Origin of the sequence: Stygiolobus sp. CP859M, assembly GCF_037389975.1 — an archaeon.
Lineage (GTDB): Archaea > Thermoproteota > Thermoprotei_A > Sulfolobales > Sulfolobaceae > Stygiolobus.
This window is the reverse complement of sequence record NZ_JBBHKS010000017.1, coordinates 70,548-90,581: the sequence shown is the minus strand read 5'-3', so window position 1 is coordinate 90,581 and position 20,034 is coordinate 70,548. Positions and strand designations below refer to the sequence as shown.

Here is a 20,034-nt window from a genome sequence, read left to right as displayed (position 1 = left end):
TCTACTCACCTATCTCGTCTTTAACTTGTTTTAGCTTCATAATCCCTATTTCTCTAGCCTTATAAGCATAAGGGTTACTCTTTTGTATTTCTATAATCACTGGGTATAACTCGCTCATCCTAGCGAGTATCTTTGATACTTCCCTAAAATTAGTTGTTTGTAATTCTTTCAGAAGGTTATCACTTATCTCAAGCTCCTTTTGAAGGCTCGGAATAGCCTTATTTAAACCCAAAATGAAAAAGTGGGTGAGGACTTGAATTATAGCCATAGCCTTCTCGTGTTCTTCAACTGTAGTGACTACGGGTTGAAGTCCTACGTCCCTCCAGAATTCTACTATTTCAGTTATGTCTCCTGAAGTAGCTGAGGGTATGATCGCAATCCTCTCACCAATAGGGTATAATATGGGTCCGAATAGTGGGTGGGTTGACACGAACTTAAAGCCGTTCTTTACGGACATTTCTTCGAGCTGTTTGAAAGTACTCACTTTAGAGGAAAATATATCCATGACGACCTTTCCTTGAGGTATTTTACTAAGGAGGGATGAAATGTAATCTACTGCGGAAGGAGAGAGGGCTAGAATTATGTATTCTCCCCAATTAAGTGCTTGTTCTGGTTCCATGAATACTGCGTTGAATTGTTTTGACAACGATTCAGCTTTTTTTGAATTCCTCCCTGTTATAACAACATTGTGACCGGCGAGGGTGAGAAGTGAAGTAAGTGAGCGTGACATCCCCCCGTATCCCACTATTACGACTTTCTTCTTTTTCCCGGGGGAAATTTGATAAAGTTTAGAATAAGAGAATAAAATAGGTAAAATAAGATTTACCATTGACTCTGGTATTCCCAAATACCTTGCCTTTTCGAGCCAATAAGTCTTAACATATTCCTCTCTTTTTGCGTCTGTAACTTGTTTCCCTGTCCTCCTCTTAATTTCTCCTATCTTCGCAGAGACCTTAAGCCTTCTGTATAATAACTCTAATATCTGATTGTCAATATCCTCTATCTCCTTTCTCAGCTTTTCCAGCTCTGTGCTCATTCATTTCACTAGCTCCAGCGCAGCGCTTATGACGGATTTGTAATTGATTCCGTAGTAATCTAGGAGATCCCTTTGACTTCTCGCACTCCTGCCGAAAGTGGTGGCTCCTATAAACCTCATCTTAGTCGGATATCTTTTTGCTAACACTTCAGCTACAGCAGAACCTATACCACCATATATGCTATGTTCCTCTATTGTTACCACTCTTCCGGTTTTTCTCGCATAATATTCTATCGTATCTTCGTCTATCGGCTTTATAGAGAATAAGTTAATTACAGCAGCACTTATACCCATCTTTTCTAATTCTTCTGCAGCCTTTAATGCGTCCCATAGTACGACTCCAGCACCCATTATAGCTACATCATCTCCGTCTCTAAGCACGTATGCTTTACCGAGTTTGAAGTCGTAATCCACCCCTGTCGTTATTGATGGCGAGTATTCTCTGCCCACACGGTAGTAAAGTGGTCCCCTCAGTTCCTGAACGACTACGGGCAAACTTCTCTTTATATCCTCCGGATCTGCGGGTACTATCACCTTCATGTTCGGTAGAACTCTCATCAATGCTATGTCCTCTAAACTCTGGTGGCTCGATCCGTCACCGCTGTCGCTATAACCTGCGTGAGTTACAAGTATCTTTACGTCTAAGTTCATTCTGGCTACTGAGTTCCTAATTTGTTCCCACGCCCTCATCACGAACATGGAAAAGTTTACTATTAACGGTTTAAATCCTACTGCAGATAGACCCGCAGCAAAGTTAATCATGTCTTGCTCTGAAATACCTACGTTGAAATATCTATCAGGGAATTTCTCCCTGAAGTACATTGCCCTTGTAGAGTCACCTACGTCGGCAGTTATTACTACTATATCCTTGTTCTTCTCTCCTAGCTCCGCTAATAACTTACCAAAAGTATCACGCATTGAGTAGGAACTTCCTTGCATCATCCGGGCTCGACCTCTGCCTCTTAGAGTTTTCGATGACTGGGAAACCTTTTCCTCTTACTGTCTTTGCAAATATAACTACTGGTGCTCTTACTTTAAGTGCCTCATCTATTGTGTTTATTATACTTACGAAGTCATGTCCGTCACAGCTTAATGTCTTCCAACCGACAGCTTTCCAGACATCGGGTAAGAAGTCCTTAGGCTTTACATTACCCGTTGAATCGTCCAGCTGGAACCCGTTTATCTCTATGAAGGCAATTAAGTTGTCTAGCTTTCTCGTAACGGCATGTGTCATGGCTTCCCATATTTCACCTTCGTCTTGCTCACCATCGCCCATTATTACGAAAACTCTCCCAGTACCTCCCTTCATTTTAATTCCTTGGGCAACTCCTATTCCGAAGCTTAAGCCTTGACCTAAGCTACCGGTAGCCATGTCCACACCTGGTATGAAGATTTCTGGGTGTCCTTGAAGTAGTCCTGAGATATCTTGAATTTTCCATAACTCATCTTCGCTTATGTAGCCCTTTTCAGCTAATACTGCATATAATGCGGGAGCGGCATGTCCTTTACTTAATATTAACCAGTCTCGGTTAATTGGATCTTTCCCTTCCCTTAGATACCTGAAGAACAAGGTTGTTAGTATTTCTATACTACTCAGTGAAGAACCAACATGGATTGTCTGGTCGTAAAATAGCATCCTTATTACATTCCTTCTAGCTATTTCGGCTATTGACTTGAGCTTATTTAATTCCTCTAATGATATTGGAGTTCCATCACTTCCACCTTTTTCCATTGGTGCAAAACCAAGCCCCCATCACATCTTCCAAACACTTAATTATAAGCTTTGTTATACAAGATTATGTGGAAAGATACTCAAGGCAGATACTAGTATTAGGCTTTGAAGTGCAGCAAAAGCTAGCTGGATTAAAGGTTACTATTGTTGGTTGTGGAGCATTAGGCACAGCCTTAGCTGAACTCCTAACAAGGCTGGGAGTAGGTTATATTAAAATAATTGATGCAGATATAGTAGAAATCAGTAATCTTCATAGAACCAGACTTTTCACGGAAGAGGATGTAGGAAAACCTAAGGCTCTTGTATGCAAGGATAGATTAACTAAAATAAATTCAGGTATAAAGATAGATGCAGTAATTGATGTTGTCGATCAAACCAACGTAGAGGAGTTAATAAAGGGTAGTGACTATGTATTTGATGCTCTGGACAGTTTATTCTACAGACTTGTCTTAAATGACGCATGCGTAAAGCTTGGGATCCCCTTAATTTACGGTGGAGTAATTGGAGAATACTCGTCAGTAAAATTAATAGTTCCCAAAGTCACATCTTGTTTGTCTTGCTTTATGAACTACGCAAATGAGGCGGATACGAACGCTTGTGAGACAATAGGTACTTTAAATACTGTTATCGATGTGACCGCAAGTCTGCAAGTTCAATTAATGCTGAAACATCTAATGGGTGAAATTGATGGAAATTTGTACTATCTGGACATGAAGAGCCTTAGACTAGATAGAATACGTATCGAAAGGAGCAGCCAATGTGAAGCTTGTTCAAAGGGCCAATATGTGTATCTTAACTCAAGGCTTGAAGTGAGCTGTGGTATAAAGAGACTAAGAACTTCCGAAGGATATATATCTAAAAATCAGGGTGTAAAAACTGAGAAAGTGAAGGATGGATTTATTATTTGTTATCCTGACGGAAAATGTTTTAAAAAAGTTTCTCGCTAATGAAGGCGTGGATAAAAAATTAGTATTAGTCATACTTCTTCCAATCATAATCATAGGAGTATATTCTGAAATATTTAAGATTGATATTCTAAATATATTCTTGAAGTTGGATCCTTATTTCGTGATATTCTTCTTTGTGGCTTATCTCACCCAAATTTTAATAGTCTCTTTAAGGGACTCGAGGATAATAGGAATAGATTTCTATACCGCGTTTAAAGCAAGAATATTTGCAAACAGTGTAAGTCTTATAATTCCAGGAGCAATGGGTCCTGATCTAGCCAGAGCTGTAATTTATATCAGGAAAGGGGTAAGTATCGATATAGCGTTTTCCCTCTCTCTTTTAGAATCATTTTATGACGTGAATGTAATAGCGGTAATGTTCTTAGTATTTATTTGGTTTAAGTTCTCAGCTTTCGAGATAATTTTAGTTCTTACAGCATTGGGAAACGTTTTACTTTGGATCTTTGGGATAGGATATATTTACGGTACATCGAACTATAACTTAAATAGAATAGAACAAAAGATATTTTCTATTAAATATCTTAAGCCCTTACAAGACGCTTACTTGAACGCTAAGGGTGAGATAAAAGAAAGGTTAAGCAACCCTTTCCTAACTATATCGTCGGTGTTTCTCACAGTTCTTAGCTATGTAGTACAATCCTTGCCTTTTTATCTAGTTTCAAGGTCATTAATAGAATCACTATTGATTAATACTACTTATCAAGTCGCCTTATTAGTACCGATACCTTCTGCGGCAGGGATATCTGAGCTTGCATTAACCGCAATAGTTCCTCCTCTCTTAGTTCTCCAGATAAGAGTTCTTGAGCTACTATCATATTCTTTAGGCTTTGTTTATGTTAGGGAAATTAGTATTGATGAGATCAGAAAAGAGGTGAAGGAAGTTTGGAAAACTATCTAAAAGAGCCTAGTCCAGACAAACAAATAACGAGTGAAATCATAGCGTCAAAGGTAAGGTGTATTAAAGCTCCTTATAACCCAGACGCCATAATATTCTCGTTTTTAATTAGTAAGTATGCAAATAGCGAAGGTGATGAGTTTGCTCTAAGCATCAGGGGAGAATGCCCTATAAAATTAGAAATTGTCCCTTCTGGTAGAGTTATTACTATTTTCGACAAGCAGTATAACATAGGACAAACTTCATTTTCGTCATTGTTTCCCATATCAGTAGATGACTTAATTCCAATACTTGCTGGTATGTTCTCGTCATTAGTCTTAGAAAGAAGACCTTTGACGGAATATGAACGTAACGTATTATCACAAATGGAAAATTTAGGAGTTTCAGTAGAGAAAAATATTAAGATACCTAACTATAAACACTTGCCATTATTTTCATCTTTAACAATGTCCATAGATCCGTATATACCGGATATGACTGGGAATAGAGAAGATACAATAAAGGCGTTAGACGAACTTGGAATCGAAGCTACGGATAAACTGGAGGATCTAGATGAGGCGAAACTGAACACACTTATGATGAGAATAGCTTCGAGTGTTATGAAGGTTAATCCAAAATTCGATAGAACAGACCTGATAACCGATAGAGTTTACTATATGGAGTACGATACTTTAGAATTGGCCTTTACGACCTTGTACTTTTTAGACGTTAGAGGGATTGGAGACCTATTTCAACTCGTTTATACACCGAACTATGCCGAGACTTTAATAACTAAGTTCAGGGACGACATGGCCAAGGGTTTTAAAATAAACGGATTAACCGAGACCACACAGTATTACGTTGTGGATTCAACACTGAGGTCGCCGATACTACTTCAACTAATATTCATACAACAAGGCCGTGTCAGAAGAGATAAACCAATACTTATAAAGACTCAAGAGGGCTTATTTACAAGCAGATATTTCTACGTTAATTCCGGAAAAGAAGGGTTGATAAGAGTTGAAGATAAGTATAACTCTAAGGATTAGGACTTCGCAGCCTAATAATGTGGCAAAAATAGTTAATGTGGACAACATAAATATTCCCAGAGGGATGGAAATAAAAGTGGAGCCAACTGATGATGACTTAATCGTTATTGTGTCAATGAATATAGAGAAACCTAGTGACATCTTGACGTTAAAGAACACGGCTGACGAAATTATACAGCAGATAAACTTGGTAGAGAAGACCCTAAATAAGGTAAGGTAAACATTCAAGGGAAAGTTTTAAATTAGTAGTAGACAGTGTGTAATTATGCCACTAAGACCTGGAAGATGTTACAGGCACTTCTCCGGCCCAGCTTATACGAGAAAGGAGTACATACCTGGAGTACCAATGCCTAAAATAACAAAATTCACTATGGGTAATCCCAATAATGATTACGATTACGAACTAAGACTAGTCAGTAGTGAGATAGGTCAAATAAGGCATAACGCTTTAGAAGCTGCACGTGTATTAGCGTTAAAGTATTTAACGAAGAAATTAGCCTCAGAAACGAACTTCTATTTAGTTGTTACTAAGTATCCCCACCATGTTTTAAGGGAAAACAAAATGATGGCCTTTGCAGGAGCGGACAGATTGCAGGACGGTATGAGGCTTTCATTCGGAAAGCCCATAGGTACAGCAGCTAGAATAGAAAGGTTAGGAGACCTCATAATGTTCGTAAAAGTTAAGAAGGAACACGTAGAGATAGCAAAACAAGCATTAAAGATGGCACAGTCCAAAATATCCATTAGGACTAAGATCGAGATCGTGCCGTTAAAGAAAGAGGCACCAGTACAGTGAATTATAACTTTGAGATAGAGAAAACCGTAAACGAAATAAAGAATAGAGGAGCAAAAAGAGTTCTTCTTCAGTTTCCGGAGGGCTTAAAACCTTTTTCATTACAAGTGGTTGAACAGCTAAAAGAAAAATTACCGAATATAGAATTTCTCATATCTACTGAACCCAGTTGGGGAGCATGTGATATAGCCGAAGACGAGGCTACTACGCTTAAAGTAGATCTAATAATTCACTATGGTCATACACCATATACTTGGTATTACCCTAAGTTCCCTACCGTGTTCATCGAAGTCAGAAGTAATCTTTATATAAGTGACCAACAAATAGCGAACTTAAAGTCCCTTCTTGAAGAAAAATATAAAGCGAGAAGAGTCTCTATAACTTCGACCATACAACATGTACACTTGATCAAGCAACTGGCTACAAAACTTCAGGGATTTGATGTGCTTGTAGGAAAACCCTCTTCTCCTTTTATGTATGACGGGCAAATACTGGGCTGTGATTATAAATCGGCTTTAAATGTAGAGGCTGACGTATATCTCAACATCTCAGGAGGACTATTTCACGCTTTAGGCGTAGGTCTTGCTACTGGAAAGCCTGTAATTAAGGTTGATCCTTATACCGGAAGAAATGAGGACTTAACTAGTGAAGTTTATAAAATCCTTAAGGTCAGATACGGAAAGATAATGAAAGCATTAGATGCAAAGACGTGGGTTATAATTCAGGGAGTGAAAACCGGTCAGAACAGACCTCTGATGGTTAAGTACCTTGAAAAGAAACTAAAAGAAAGAGGATATAAGGTATTCGTAATCACAAATAGGTCTTTGAGTAAGGACACCCTGAGAAACATAGACAATAATGAGGTCGATACGTTTGTCGTAACTTCTTGTCCTAGACTTCCTATCGACGATTTGTACGATTACGAGAAACCGGTTTTAACTCCGGGGGAAGCGAAAATGATTATATCTGGTAATTTAGATAAATATATATTCCCTTGGTGATGTGAGTGTTGAGAAAGCAAGGAGAATTATTGTTACCGGGAGACGAGTTAAATGTATTGGAAGAATTCGTCCCAGGCGAGGGGACTTACGACAAGGACGGAAAGGTCTACTCCAGTGTTGTTGGGAAAGCGTTTTACGATATGATAAATAGAAAGGTAAATTCGATTACCTTTAAGAGACCTGGAATTGTAATGATAAAAAAGGCTAAGTATGTGCTGGGAATTGTAGTTGGGCTTAAGGAAGACTCAGCCCTAGTAAACATTTACAGTATTGAGGACAAACAGACAGAGTCTATTACAGGTTACCTACATATTTCTCAGATAACTAACAAGTACTTAAACTCGATATCCGAAGCTGTTAAGGTCGGAGATATAATAAGGGCTAAGCCTTTGAACTCCACGATCCCTATAGCGTTAACTCTAAAACAGAGGGAACTGGGTGTTGTTTACGCTAAATGCTCGATATGCGGTACTAAAATGACTAAACATGACGAAGAACATTTAAGGTGCCCCAACTGTGGTAATATTGAGTCTAGGAAAATAGCTCTACTTCAGGTGAAGAAAGGTGGAAGTTAAGATCCTTAAGGAAACGGATGAGTATTTAGAAGTACAAATAGACGGTGAGGATCACACTTTGGGCAACCTACTAAAGGGTATGCTCTTAATGGTACCGGGAGTAAAGTTCGCCTCTTATACACAACCTCACCCTCTGATAGACAGTATAATAATAAAGACAATGACAGACGGAACTATAAAGCCAAGGGAGGCTTTGAAGAAGGCTATTGAACTCGCCGAGAGTTATGCTGACAAGTTCATTGAAGAGGTTAAGAGTATTGAAAAAGGAAACTAGAAAAGCGGTTGTCTCGTCTTATCATGACAAGTTGTATATTGTATGTGTATTTAGAGGTTTTTTCTAGAAAAAATATTTTTCGGAGAAAGTAAAGAAGAGGTTATTAGCTCCTTTAATTCATCAAGTGTTAAGGAGGAAGTTAAAACCTTTGTCGACAGCGGAGAAGAAGTCGAAATTTGTAACTCTTTGGCTGAGCAAATTGGAAGAAAATTAAATAAACTATGGTGTAAGTAGGTATTTCTATTGGTGAATTATGAAGTTCTGTCCCAAATGTGGCTCCATTATGGTTCCTAAGAAAGATGGAGGAAAAACACTTTACAGATGTCCTAAGTGTGGTTATGAGGAAGTGGCAGGGCAACAATCAGTTAAGATAACCACGACGGTTAAGCACTCTATCAAGGAGAAAACGTTGGTCTTGGAGAGCGACGTTCCTCCTACTGGTGCACAAATAACTAAGGGTATTTCTTGCCCTGCTTGTGGTAATGACGAGGCTTATTTCTGGATTTTACAGACGAGAAGGGCTGACGAGCCTCCTACGAGATTTTACAAGTGTACCAAGTGTGGAAAAGTATGGCGTGAATACGAGTGAATTAACTACTGTGAATTGACACTCTAAGTTGATGACTTCTAGGGAATTCCTCATCGAAAATTCTCTTCAACAAGTTTTTCAGGTCTTCCTTCGATACATTCTCGTAAGTCGTCTTCTTAAATCCGCTTTCTACTATATTGAACGAGTCTTCTCTGATCTTTGTGATTTCTACCCAACGGTCTCCCTTAAAGCTTTCGATTCTCATTACTTTCCCTATTTCTAGTTTAATGACTTGACCGAAAACCAATTTATCTGCTGATTTTGCTGAAATCCATGGCATGTGATAAATATTCGATAAAAAGAATAATAAATGAACGGTAAGAATATTACTGATACTAATTATCACTAAAGGCTTAAATCGGGAGAGTTCAACTTGTTTTCGTTAACTAGTGATGGACGTTTTTGATTTGTACCATATAATATACCGAAAAACCTTTAAGTTATGTGAGACTCATGAATTATGAACTTGGACCCGTAGCTCAGCCAGGATAGAGCGCCGGCCTTCTATGGGGCCGGTAAGAGAGCCGGTGGTCCCGGGTTCAAATCCCGGCGGGTCCGCTATATCTCTCTATTTTAAACCGCATAATATGAACGTTTTTACCGACTAAGTATTGCGTAAATGTAAACGTTTAATAGAGTTAAATTAATTTTAGGAATATAAATACATACCCATTATTTTCTATTTAAGAATAGACATATAGTTTACAAAATTCTTAAAAGAATTATTTTCACTATAATCAATTAATAATATGGTCAAAAGAATTGAATTTTGGTAAAAACTTAAAAGGAAACTCTATCAGAATACTTACGTAATGTTTCACATTTGGATAGTTAACATTGGTATTGTAATTATATCGCTGATTTTAGCATTACTGGTATCGTATGAGTTAGTATCTACTAGAAGTGCTGTAAGGAGCAGACTTACAGCAGTTCTTTTAGGATTAGGCATTATTCTGGTTATTCAGCAAATCTTACTTTTAGGCTCGTTCATGATGTGGTCTTCGGATTCAAATCCTATTTACGTTTACCCTTCACTTGGGATAGCAATTCTGAGCTTAATAGGTCTAATTATGATATATATCATAGTAAAAATATGATTTTTTCTTTAAACTCTTTTTCTCCTAAATCGGCAAACCTATTATTAAACTAATTACATACCCGGCTAATATGAAAGGAATGACTGGGACTCCCCAAATTACCCAAATTTCGTCATCTTCTTTAATTATTCCCTTATTCACATATTCCTGAAATTTCTTCCTCCACTCTGCATCGTCTTCATCTACAGAAAAAGTTGTCCTCAATGAGACATTACCTTTTTCATCGATCTGTGTTAGGGGGAAAAGAAACTTAGAATTGAGAAAATCCCTAACTTTAATCCTCTTTCCAGATATCATCAAGCTAAGTTTGGTGGTAAATGGTAGGTCTCCATTTATATGACCGAGATTTCTGATCACATTACCTAAGGCTGTTATTCCTATCAAGAGTGAGGCGTAGAGAAGGATTACTAAAGGTTCTATTCCCTCTTCTGAGAGTTTCGGAAAGAAAAAGGGATAGACTACGGCGTTACTTAAGGAAAGTATAACTGATAAGAAAAGATCAGCTCCTCCCATTAATGCCAGTCTGTAAAACACGTAAATCATAACGTTAGTGGTTATGACAGAGTATAAGTAGAGAAAGGGTATAACTAACTTATAATCGAAATATAAGAATAGTATTAACGGCGAGTAAATTAGCCAAACCTTGAGGTCTACCTCCCTGGTCTTGATGTCTAGAATCGATGTATGAATTAGCATTACCAGCGTTGACACTACCTGTATTAAGTATATTATATTCACGGCAGGAAGCCCTCCTCACACAGCCCTCTGCGAGGCAGTCAGAGGGCTAGATACCCCATCTGATTACATATAATAATCCCCTCTATTTAACTCTAATCCGAATGCACAGACGTCAGATATCGTTAATTTTATTCACTCTAAAATTTTATATCACTTAAACTCTTTATACCTAAATAGCCATGTTTGAATTAAGTAAGGAATTAGAAGAGTATAGGTATAAAATTAGAGAATATGCTCAGAAAACCGTTAGAGAATATGCTAAATATATGGACGATACCAACGAAGGCGGAGATAAAATACTGAAAGATTTAGCTGAAATGAACTTACTAGGCATGAAGGAGCCCACAAAGTATGGTGGTCTCGGTCTTGGCGAAGTGGCATTCGCAATAGCTACAGAGGAATTAGGAGCTGAGAGCGGAGGTGCTTCCCACTCTCTACATACACAACACAACGCTTTACAACTCTTGATTTCAGTAGGAGGGGATTCAGCTCAAGAATGGATAGAGAAAGGAATAAAGGCAAAGGAGATATACGCCGTAGCATTAACAGAACCACAAGCCGGTTCTGATCTAGGTGCATTACAAACAACGGCGAAGCCTGATGGAGATGAGCTTGTCCTTAACGGCGAGAAAATATTCACTAGTGCCGCATCGTTCTCTACAAAGATGGTAGTATTAGCTAGGACTAGCGGAAACCCTGGAGATAGACAAGGAATATCCTTACTTCTTGTAGACTCCAAATTGCCCGGTGTTGAAATTCATAAGCTCGACCTAATGGGTATCAGAGGCGCTGGTGTGTCATATGTCAAGTTCAACAACGTTAGGATTCTGAAAGACAGTATAATAGGAAAAGAAGGCGATGCGTATAGAGGAGCCTTAAAGGCTTTGATGATCGGAAGAAATGGATATGCAGGAATTGCTGTGGGAATTGCAAGAGGAGCTTTAGATGAGGCAATCCAGAGGGCTCAGACCAGAAAGCAGTTCGGAAAGCCAATAATAGAGCAGGAGTGGATAGGCTTTAACCTAGCCGATGCTTACATAAAAGTTGAGGCTGCAAGGCTTCTAACCTGGAGAGCTGCCTCAATGTTTGATAAAGGATTAGAGGCACTTACAGAGGCTTCAATGGCTAAGTATTACGCTGCAGTAACTGCCACGGAGGTGACGAGACTAGCCCTTCATATATTTGGCGGTCACGGTCTTAATAGAGGGTCTAAAGTGGAGAGATTATATAGAGATGCTAAAATTATGGAGATCGCAGAAGGTACTAATGAGATGCAGCTGGTAGCTGTATCAAGGCTGTTCCAGCCAAAGAAATAAACAAGTAGAGGACTGTGAAATTAACCAAGAGCACCGGAGTCGCGTATTTCATAAATTCAAAGAAATTGAAACTTTTTCCTCCTCTAATTTCTGACGCTTCTGATATAATCACGTTACTAGCAGCTCCTAATATTGTAAAATTTCCGGCTATAGTACTACCTGCCGCTAAAGCTAACCAGTTTATTATACTAGCAACTCCTAGTTGTTGCATTTCTGGTATGTATATAGCTACTAATGGTACGTTGCTTAGTACCTGACTCAAGGCTATGCTTGATACCATTATAGTCAGCACATCTGTTGGAGGGGGAATGAAGCGGTAAAGTAGATTGATTATTCCGCCTTGGAAGAGCCCCTCTGTGAATATAAAGAGTCCAATAAAGAAGAGAATAGTACTCCAATCTATTCTTTGGATTATGTTTCTCCTCTCTTCGCTCATAAAGAGAAGAATGAAGGAGGTAACTAATGAGCCTAAAACTATATCTATTCGCAGTGCGCTTAAGGCGAGGAAGAGTAGTACAGTTATTATGAGCAATATTAATGACTGGTATGCCAGTCTTCTGTCCTTAATTTCTACCGGTTCTATATCGTCAATTACGACGTTCTTTAACTTATCCTTAAATAAGAAAACGATAACAAGATAAGATAAGATTAGGTTAACGAATGTCGGGACGATTAGTATTCCTATAAATATTAAGAAAGGTACATGTGCCTCAAGTAGGATAAGTAAGTTCTGAGGGTTTCCCGTTGGCATCATAACGCTTCCAATTGTTACTCCGAAAGCCAGAGTATATAAGAAAGGGAGTTCGTCCATATTCATAGCCTTAGAGGCTTCTAACATGACTGGAGTCCAACTTGAGGCAACTCCGTCATTGGTCACAAGGTTAGAAAGGAGACCTGAGTAGAGAAGTATAAAAAATATTATCTTCCTTGGTTGTCTATATTTCATCACTAATTTATATGCTAAATATCTCAGGAAACCCGAGATTTCAAGAGCTGAAGAAAAGGTGAAAATAGTTATAAGGAATATTATAACATCTAGATTAATACTAGAATAAGCTTGATCTACACTTATAGCTCCCGTTACAATCATTAATACCCCACCAAAGAACATTGACGCCCAAGGGGGTATTTTCGTAATACTCCTTAGTGCTATCATCAAATATGTAAAAATTGCTATAAAGAGGGCTATAAACTCCATATGAAATATGAAGGGCGAAAGGATAATGAAATTAAGCCCTACATCTTTTAGGTTTATCACTCCTAGCTAAAAATATCGTGAAATTATTCATAGGTCAAGCGTTTATTGTTGCTGGGATTACAATGCTCTCCCTTCTTTACCCTATCTCTCTATATAACGAGACACATTCAACAGCTTTACTCGGTCTTAGTATTACACTGAATAACTTAGCTGTTGCAACAGGTTCCTATGTATGGGGACTTCTTTTAGACAAGAGTAAGGAGAGATACTTTTACACTATATTACTTCCACTAAGTGGTTTGTTGATTTCATTTATAATATTTAGGACACCATTCGGCCTCCTAGGCTACTCTTTAGTAGGGTTTATCTCGGCACTTGATTCTCCTTTATACTCAATTATTCTCTTAGAGCAACTAATGCCTGAAATGATTGTTGTAGGCAATTCTAGACTTTCCCAACTATCATTAGTTGGGAATATAGCAGGTAGTATCCTTGGTGCGGTTTTACCTCATTTCGAAATTCCCTTAGTCTTATTTGCACTTGGTACTGCGATAAATGCGATAGTCATCCCGCGTTATAAGGGTGAAATAAGGGAGGATAAAAACGAGAGAATAAGAGAGTTTAAGATACTGCTAAAGCCCTTAATATCATTCTCCATGTTCAATCTTTCTGCTGAGATTTTCTACGTTATGTTCATTCCTCTCCTTACGATCTATAAAGTACCTTCTTGGACTTACTTTCTCTCATATACTGCATTGTACATTGTGGACGAGTACGTTTATTACAGATCACCTCAGATGGTAAAGGATAACGAGTTGTATTATGCTTTCTCAGTGATATCATTAAGGTCATCGATAGTTCTAGTGCTGGGATTCTTAGTGTTTTTCTCTATAAACTTATCCTACGGGATAATGCCAGTGTTTCTAGTATTTGGTTCTAGCTACCCTCTTTACAGTACAGCTTTCTTCTCACTTATGTTCAAGAACTTAAGTAAAAACAGAGGTGCTATAATAGGATTGTTTAATGCAGGGGAAAACTTAGCTAGTGCTGCTGGTAGTATACTTTCAGCCATCGTAAACCCTCATTCTATTTCACAAGCATATTTCATATCTTTCTTCGGTTTTGTAATATCTTTCTTTATGTTTTATGATTACGTCAATAGTGTGAAAGTAGCTTCTTCCGCCTGAGTAAAGCCTCTTCGAAGATCCTTTTTTCCTTATCGTTTTGTGGCGTATGGGGTTTCAGCTTTACCGGTTTTCCAGAGTTGTCTATCATGACGTAGTTGAAGTAGGCGGTAGTTACGTGTTCTTTACTCATGTTTTCGGGGTCCACCCTAATCACGTTTATAGTAGTCTCGAGGGAGGTGTTTCCCACGTAACTAATCCCAGCCCTCATTTCCAGAATGTCTCCCAATCTGACTGGAGTGTAAAAACTCATACTATTAGCAGAAACAGTGACTACTGTATCACCCTTTCCATATCCCTCATAACCTATGTAGTTTAGACCTAAGGCTCCGCCTAAGTCGTCCATTACTTTAAGCATCTTTCCGGCGGATATTATCTTACCGTTATAAGTCATATCCGGGGTCACGTAGATTGTTGATACAAGTCTATAAGTCAGTCCCTCTGTTGGGTCGCTCACGTTATACCTTGAAGACGTGTCAACTTTTCTGTTTTTCCTTCTCTCCAATGCAATTTCGTACTTTTTCTTCTCTTCCTCATTATCAGGTTGTATTTTCTTATCAACAACTGTTGGTCTGAGTAGGTCGTCCACTTTAACGTAAACTCCAGTAGCTTCCACTAACGTTTCGTCCCCCTTTACCGCTCTCATACTTACTTCCATTGATGTATTCCCTACATAATCCGTTTCAGCTTCAACTGTTATTATGTCGCCTAAGAGGATAGGTTTCTTAAAGATGACATCGTCGAGAGAAGCCAGTACGGCTAATCCTTTAGCTACTTTCATCGCCGATAACATCCCTATGTCGACGAGAAAGTTCAGCATATCACCCCCGTGTAATCTGCCCATGTAATTTGTGTTTTCGTAATGAATGACTTTAATAGCCGTTACTTTGGTGTCAGAGATTTTTAAAAACTGCATCTGTTATCTCATCTACTACTTTCAAATACTTCTTATCAATTTTACTGTAATCTAACACATAGTCTCTTAGCTGATCTAGTATGTTCCTCCAATTATTCTTTATATTTTTAGCAACATCATCAGGTAAGCTCTCCAGTTCAACTCTCTTTTCAGATGCTGAGAAGAAGGGTAGATACTCGTCTTCGGATAAGCTTATTATAGCAAGCCCTTTTCTATCTAAGATATACTCGTGAGTCCCTTTTCTGGCCAAAGAAATCCCGATATCGTCCGTTGGTGGTATTAATTTCATCAGAGTTTTAAGGAATTCTATAACAGATTCTTTGTCTCCTTTAGTTTTCATTTTCTTTATGACTAATTCCAGCTCTCCCATCTCACGTCGCCTTTGACAAGTCGTAATGCCCAAGTGGTGGTGGAACTGGGACTTTTATCTTCACCTTTCCCTCCCTAAGCCAAGGGGAGATTAAATAGGCTACCCCGTTTTTCTCCCAGCTAAGAGTCTTAGCTTCACTTCTTGATAATCCCATTGCCTCAGCTACTTCAGCTTTTATCCTGAATATAACTTTTGTGTTTGCCAATTGGACAATAATATCAGATAAATCCGCAGGATTATGTGTTGAAAATATAAACCCTATCTTTCTCCTCCTCCCTAGTCTCATCATCATTGCTATTTTTCCTGCTACTCTCCTGACGTAGTTTGAGTCTTCTTCTCCTCCCTTTACGGAAGGAAAGAACTTATGAGCCTCATCAACGATGAGTATTATTCTATCCTTCAAGAGTCCGCTTTTCATTTGTTTTTCTCTAACATCGAATATCTTGTCGAGCATGTAGTAAGTAAGAATTTTCTGAGAGAAATCGTCTATTTCGCTATTATACAAATCAAATACTAGAATTTTCTTACTATTGTTTAGGAGGATGTTCGATAAGGGCACCCTCTCGGCACCTACATCGAAAAGGCCAGTCTCCTTAAGTAAGTAAAGCCCCCTCAAGATGTTTTCCTTCGTGCTCTTATGAATGCTTATATGTTCAAGATCCTCTTTTTCGAAACCTTCAATGAGGTCTGAGAGCGATTCGTACTTTCTTCCTTCCCTCTTCATCAAGATCTTAAGGAACTGCGTTGCTTGCTCTGAGAAGTATGGATTAAGCCTAGGTAGTATACGCCTAGCTTCCTTAAACCTGAAGTAAAAAGGATAGATCTCGGTCTCAGCTTTCCACTCGCTATTTGATATTACTATTCTCCCCTTATCTACAGAAACGTAGAACGTATATCCTTTTCTCTCTAAGTATCTCACTATGGGTTCCACATATAACTTATAGTAGGCCGTGGTGATAGATAAGAGGTCTTTTTTACCGTTAGTGTATTTTTTCAACCACCTTTTTGTTATAGGGTAAATTATCCCGAGGTCTATACCAGTCATTCGTGAGTAGAGTGACTCGAACATGCTCACGCTCTGTTTCACAGTCTTATTTGTTCTATCTGGAGGAAGAAAAATGTGGTAATAATCACCGGTAGCATCGAATATTAACGCTCTAGTATCATCGGCAGCCTTGTAAATCCCGGCTATTAAGTCCTTAACAAATGAGGTTTTCCCAGCTCCGGTAGTTCCCAAAAGTAGCATGTGATAATTTAGATCGTCTAAGCTTATTGCTACTTTAACTTGACTAGACGGGTTATCTAAGTAGCCGAGTTTCAATAGACCTCTGTTAGTGTCCAGAGATCTTTCTATTATTTCTGGTTGAGGGATTATGACGGGGGATTGCGGTTCTATTACTATGTCTGCAGCCTCAGGTTCTGTAGATTCTAATACGTTTACCTTGGTTAACATTTCGCACTTTACAACTACGTTTGAGATCAGTGAGCCAGGCTCTTCTTCACCAGTATCATTCGATGAGATTATTGGAGATTCTGAAAAAAGCAGGGACGAAACATCGCTCCTCTCATAACCAACGACCCTAAGTAATACGAAATACAAGGACTTAATGTCAACAGCACCTAATAACACCCCTATTTTGCCGAGGAATGGGTATTTATAATAAGTCGGGGCGTCTATTATTACATTAGTAATGTAATTCTCTTCATCAACTTTATTCGGGATACTTCTCGCTACTCTTCCGACTATGACTCCTAGGGTTATAGCTAGGGCTTTAGCCTTTTCTATCTTGTCTTTGATAGTGTTGGAAATGTCCTCAGACAACGTTTAGCACCTCGAACTTTCCTCTGAAGCTCTCTTGTAGTCCCATACGTTCAAGTGAGAATGCTATGTAACGTAATATTCCCGAAGAAAGCTCTTTTGCTGTTTTGTCGGCTAACGCTAAGACGATGGGTATACCGTCTAGTGTAAATTTTAGTGACGAGATTCCCTCTACCGCATCTCTAGTGAATGACTCGATTCTTAAGAAAGAGAATTTGGGAACGTATTTGTGTATCGGGTAAATTAAATAATTTACGTATATTTTAACTCCTTCAGTTACCTCCTTAATCAGAGGACCTACACTTAATGTAGGATAGGGAGGGGTGTAGTTAAACCTTACAAGTTGAAATAAGAAAGCCTCATCTGAGATGAACCCTCTAGGATCAACCTTATATTTCACTGATATTTCCTTGGCTTTGGAGGACAAAGATCTAACCAACAAGTCGGATTTATCGAGCCTCTTCACTACTCCTATGTAGTTTTGATCTATGACTTTAACACGTTCTTTTATAATATTATTTCTAACTTTTTCCGGTAGGAACGTATAAGAGGGAAAAAGAGGTCCGTCTACGATAATTAATCCTTTGTTTTTCAACTTCTTCAAAGCTTCAGTTTCAAGGATCGCTCTCAACTCTGTTTCTACTCTCTCTGGCTCAGTTGTTGACTGAAAGGGTGTTCCGTCAAGGGAGACAGTAGTTACGTATTTTGATGAATATAAATATGCGTTTATACCCTTGGAGAAAGAAGAAGACGCAAGGGCTATAAAAGGCTTGTTTAAATCGAGGTTACTTATTCCGAAGAGTCCGGGATAAGCGCCGTATAAGGGTTTGGATAACGAAGAAACCCCGAGTGTTACTATGCTGATTATTCCTCCGGCGGAAGTTAAACTCCTGCTACTGCTGTCAACAGCAAAGACTTCTCCGTTTAATTTCCTAGGTGTTATCTCCGTCAGGATATCATTAGAAGCTAAAGTAGCTGGGCCCTCAACTAAGGAGGGGTTTACGCTGTATACATTAAAGTACTCCCTAATGTATTTTTGTATTACCTCGTCGAGTATTACAGTAAGTTCATAAGTATTACTCATGCTTTGATTAACTTGATTGACGAAATATTTAAATATGGCGTATTACCCATGGGTATTACCTCTTCTCAATCTTTCATTATCTTCCTTATTGCTACGATGACTGGATCCCATACTCTTGATATTGCCGGTAGGTAACCCATTTCTATGAAGAACGTATCTTCGATGGTAAACCCTTTCATGATTGCAGCTGCCATCATGTCGATCCTCCCTAGCACTTCTTCTTCGCCCACGATTTGAGCCCCTAGAATCCTCTTGGTTTCCTCGTCGGCTATGACTTTCACATGAATGTCTTTTGCACCGGGATAATACCTAGCTCTTGTCTTTCCGGTTATTGTAGCAGAAACTGGGTGAAACCCGTACTTTTTAGCTTCTTCTTCCTGAAGTCCTACCCTACCTATGTAATACTCCTTGTACTTCGTAATTTGTGTGTTAACGACACCGGGAAATTTCATCGGCTCCCCCCCAATATTACTACCAGCTACGTAACCCATCTTGTTCGCAACCGGAGCAAAAGGAACCCAGTGAGGCTTTCCCGTTACTATGTTAACGCTTTCTGTGTTATCACCTGCAGAGTAAACTTCTCTATAATTCGTTCTCATGTACTCGTCTACTTTTATTGCCCCTGTTGTTCCAAGTTGGATTTTGCCTTTTACCAGATCTACGTTAGGTTCTACTCCTATTGCTATGATAGTACCGTCCACCTCGTATTTTCCCTTATCTGTAATAATCAATCTTCCCCCTTGTTTGATCTCAGTAACTCCCTCTCCAAGTCTCAACTCAACGTCCCTTGAAATTCTTTCCGTGATGAGTTTTCCTAACTCTTGGTCTAGACTCTTATTTAACAAATACTCGCCACGATGTATGAGGAGTATTTTTTTACCCCTCTGTGTTAAAGCCTCTGCAGCTTCGACACCCAATATTCCTCCCCCTATTATTGCGATAGTGTTAAGAGACCACAGCTTTTGCCTTAAGCTCACAGCTTCGGCCGGGTGGTGAATATAGAACACTCTGTCGTTCCCTTCACTCGGCAGCCTTTTCGGCTTAGACCCAGTGCTTATAACTAAATAATCGTATTCACTTTTCATCTTACCGTCTTTTCCTTCGGCATACACGACTCTGGAACTCAGGTCTATCTCTGCCACTTTTGTATTGATTCTCACGTTGATTCTCCTGTTTTCAATAAAAAACTGGGGGGTGTACGTCATAAACAAGTTCTCGTCATCAAATAATCCTTCAACGAAATAAGGAATTCCGCAAGGGGCATGGCTTACCATTTTCGTAGCTTCGAAGACTTCTATCTCTATTTGTGGCTTTAATCTTCTAGCCCTACTTGAAGCACTCATCCCAGCTGCTCCGCCACCTATTACGACTAATTTCTCCATATTATCTATTAGATGAAGAAAGACCTTTTTATACTGTAT

General features: G+C 38.9%; 23 protein-coding genes and 1 tRNA gene. 13 read left to right on the top strand and 11 right to left on the bottom strand.

Annotation, left to right across the window (positions count from 1 at the left end; translation table 11 throughout):
* Position 1: 1 nt before the first annotated feature.
* From WIW72_RS07495 to WIW72_RS07485, 3 genes are read right to left on the bottom strand one after another with little or no spacing between them, the layout of a single operon-like run.
* Positions 2–1,036: a chorismate mutase gene (locus WIW72_RS07495; RefSeq protein ID WP_337700287.1), complete on the bottom strand. Its 1,035-nt coding sequence runs from the start codon at positions 1,034–1,036 to the stop codon at positions 2–4.
* Complete coding sequence (locus WIW72_RS07490; RefSeq protein WP_337700289.1) at positions 1,037–1,978, bottom strand: transketolase family protein; 942 nt, start codon at positions 1,976–1,978, stop codon at positions 1,037–1,039.
* A complete protein-coding gene (locus WIW72_RS07485; protein WP_337700291.1) occupies positions 1,947–2,768 on the bottom strand; it encodes a transketolase in 822 nt (273 codons plus the stop codon). Before WIW72_RS07485 ends, WIW72_RS07490 begins: the two co-directional genes overlap by 32 nt.
* 68 nt (positions 2,769–2,836) lie before the next feature.
* Here WIW72_RS07485 and WIW72_RS07480 point away from each other — a divergent pair, with 68 nt between their 5' ends.
* From WIW72_RS07480 to WIW72_RS07440, 9 genes are all read left to right on the top strand, one after another.
* Positions 2,837–3,715, top strand: coding sequence for a HesA/MoeB/ThiF family protein (locus tag WIW72_RS07480; RefSeq protein ID WP_337700293.1), 879 nt, complete (start codon positions 2,837–2,839; stop codon positions 3,713–3,715).
* 7 nt (positions 3,716–3,722) lie between these two features.
* Entirely contained in the window at positions 3,723–4,634 is a 912-nt protein-coding gene (locus WIW72_RS07475; protein ID WP_337700295.1) for a lysylphosphatidylglycerol synthase domain-containing protein, read from the top strand.
* Positions 4,619–5,659 (top strand): single-stranded DNA exonuclease, encoded by a 1,041-nt coding sequence (locus WIW72_RS07470; protein ID WP_337700297.1) that lies wholly within the window; start codon positions 4,619–4,621, stop codon positions 5,657–5,659. Before WIW72_RS07475 ends, WIW72_RS07470 begins: the two co-directional genes overlap by 16 nt.
* Positions 5,631–5,879 (top strand): KEOPS complex subunit Pcc1, encoded by a 249-nt coding sequence (locus WIW72_RS07465; protein WP_337700299.1) that lies wholly within the window; start codon positions 5,631–5,633, stop codon positions 5,877–5,879. The genes WIW72_RS07470 and WIW72_RS07465 overlap by 29 nt, the downstream gene beginning before the upstream one ends.
* A 45-nt stretch (positions 5,880–5,924) precedes the next feature.
* Positions 5,925–6,455: a 50S ribosomal protein L16 gene (locus WIW72_RS07460; RefSeq protein ID WP_337700301.1), complete on the top strand. Its 531-nt coding sequence runs from the start codon at positions 5,925–5,927 to the stop codon at positions 6,453–6,455.
* Positions 6,452–7,453 carry a diphthamide biosynthesis enzyme Dph2 gene (gene dph2 / locus WIW72_RS07455; RefSeq protein ID WP_337700303.1) on the top strand — a complete coding sequence of 334 codons (1,002 nt, stop codon included), beginning with the start codon at positions 6,452–6,454 and terminating at the stop codon, positions 7,451–7,453. The genes WIW72_RS07460 and dph2 overlap by 4 nt, the downstream gene beginning before the upstream one ends.
* Before the next feature lie 8 nt (positions 7,454–7,461).
* On the top strand, positions 7,462–8,028 hold the full coding sequence (locus tag WIW72_RS07450) for an exosome complex RNA-binding protein Csl4 (RefSeq protein WP_337700531.1): 567 nt from the start codon (positions 7,462–7,464) through the stop codon (positions 8,026–8,028).
* Positions 8,018–8,302, top strand: coding sequence for a DNA-directed RNA polymerase subunit L (locus WIW72_RS07445; protein WP_337700305.1), 285 nt, complete (start codon positions 8,018–8,020; stop codon positions 8,300–8,302). Before WIW72_RS07450 ends, WIW72_RS07445 begins: the two co-directional genes overlap by 11 nt.
* Positions 8,303–8,555: 253 nt before the next feature.
* Positions 8,556–8,891: a transcription factor S gene (locus WIW72_RS07440; RefSeq protein WP_337700307.1), complete on the top strand. Its 336-nt coding sequence runs from the start codon at positions 8,556–8,558 to the stop codon at positions 8,889–8,891.
* A gap of 1 nt (position 8,892) precedes the next feature.
* Here the strand turns inward: WIW72_RS07440 and WIW72_RS07435 are convergent, their stop codons facing one another.
* Entirely contained in the window at positions 8,893–9,171 is a 279-nt protein-coding gene (locus WIW72_RS07435) for a hypothetical protein (protein ID WP_337700309.1), read from the bottom strand.
* Positions 9,172–9,359: 188 nt separating this feature from the next.
* Here WIW72_RS07435 and WIW72_RS07430 point away from each other — a divergent pair.
* Positions 9,360–9,449 (top strand) — tRNA-Arg (locus WIW72_RS07430).
* A 254-nt stretch (positions 9,450–9,703) separates the two neighbouring features.
* Complete coding sequence (locus WIW72_RS07425; protein ID WP_337700311.1) at positions 9,704–9,988, top strand: hypothetical protein; 285 nt, start codon at positions 9,704–9,706, stop codon at positions 9,986–9,988.
* 24 nt (positions 9,989–10,012) lie between these two features.
* On the opposite strand, the gene WIW72_RS07420 is transcribed toward WIW72_RS07425, so the two are convergent.
* Entirely contained in the window at positions 10,013–10,684 is a 672-nt protein-coding gene (locus tag WIW72_RS07420; RefSeq protein WP_337700533.1) for an A24 family peptidase C-terminal domain-containing protein, read from the bottom strand.
* 221 nt (positions 10,685–10,905) lie between these two features.
* On the opposite strand from WIW72_RS07420, the gene WIW72_RS07415 reads away from it, so the two are divergent.
* Positions 10,906–12,042, top strand: a complete 1,137-nt coding sequence (locus WIW72_RS07415) for an acyl-CoA dehydrogenase family protein (RefSeq protein WP_337721337.1) — start codon at positions 10,906–10,908, stop codon at positions 12,040–12,042.
* On the opposite strand, the gene WIW72_RS07410 is transcribed toward WIW72_RS07415, so the two are convergent.
* Positions 11,990–13,240, bottom strand: coding sequence for an SLC13 family permease (locus WIW72_RS07410; protein ID WP_337700315.1), 1,251 nt, complete (start codon positions 13,238–13,240; stop codon positions 11,990–11,992). The genes WIW72_RS07415 and WIW72_RS07410 overlap by 53 nt on opposite strands.
* A 77-nt stretch (positions 13,241–13,317) precedes the next feature.
* Between WIW72_RS07410 and WIW72_RS07405 the strand changes: the two genes are divergently transcribed.
* Entirely contained in the window at positions 13,318–14,427 is a 1,110-nt protein-coding gene (locus WIW72_RS07405; RefSeq protein WP_337700317.1) for an MFS transporter, read from the top strand.
* On the opposite strand, the gene WIW72_RS07400 is transcribed toward WIW72_RS07405, so the two are convergent.
* The 5 genes from WIW72_RS07400 to WIW72_RS07380 all read right to left on the bottom strand — a co-directional run bounded on the left by WIW72_RS07400 (position 14,396) and on the right by WIW72_RS07380 (position 19,995).
* Positions 14,396–15,340 (bottom strand): acyl-CoA thioesterase, encoded by a 945-nt coding sequence (locus tag WIW72_RS07400; protein ID WP_337700319.1) that lies wholly within the window; start codon positions 15,338–15,340, stop codon positions 14,396–14,398. The two genes, WIW72_RS07405 and WIW72_RS07400, sit on opposite strands and share 32 nt — an antisense overlap.
* A complete protein-coding gene (locus WIW72_RS07395; RefSeq protein ID WP_337700321.1) occupies positions 15,318–15,710 on the bottom strand; it encodes a hypothetical protein in 393 nt (130 codons plus the stop codon). Before WIW72_RS07395 ends, WIW72_RS07400 begins: the two co-directional genes overlap by 23 nt.
* Position 15,711: 1 nt before the next feature.
* Positions 15,712–17,532, bottom strand: a complete 1,821-nt coding sequence (locus tag WIW72_RS07390; RefSeq protein WP_337700323.1) for an ATP-binding protein — start codon at positions 17,530–17,532, stop codon at positions 15,712–15,714.
* A complete protein-coding gene (locus WIW72_RS07385) occupies positions 17,525–18,613 on the bottom strand; it encodes a DNA double-strand break repair nuclease NurA (protein WP_337700326.1) in 1,089 nt (362 codons plus the stop codon). Before WIW72_RS07385 ends, WIW72_RS07390 begins: the two co-directional genes overlap by 8 nt.
* A gap of 65 nt (positions 18,614–18,678) precedes the next feature.
* On the bottom strand, positions 18,679–19,995 hold the full coding sequence (locus tag WIW72_RS07380; RefSeq protein WP_337700328.1) for an FAD-dependent oxidoreductase: 1,317 nt from the start codon (positions 19,993–19,995) through the stop codon (positions 18,679–18,681).
* Positions 19,996–20,034 lie beyond the last annotated feature (39 nt).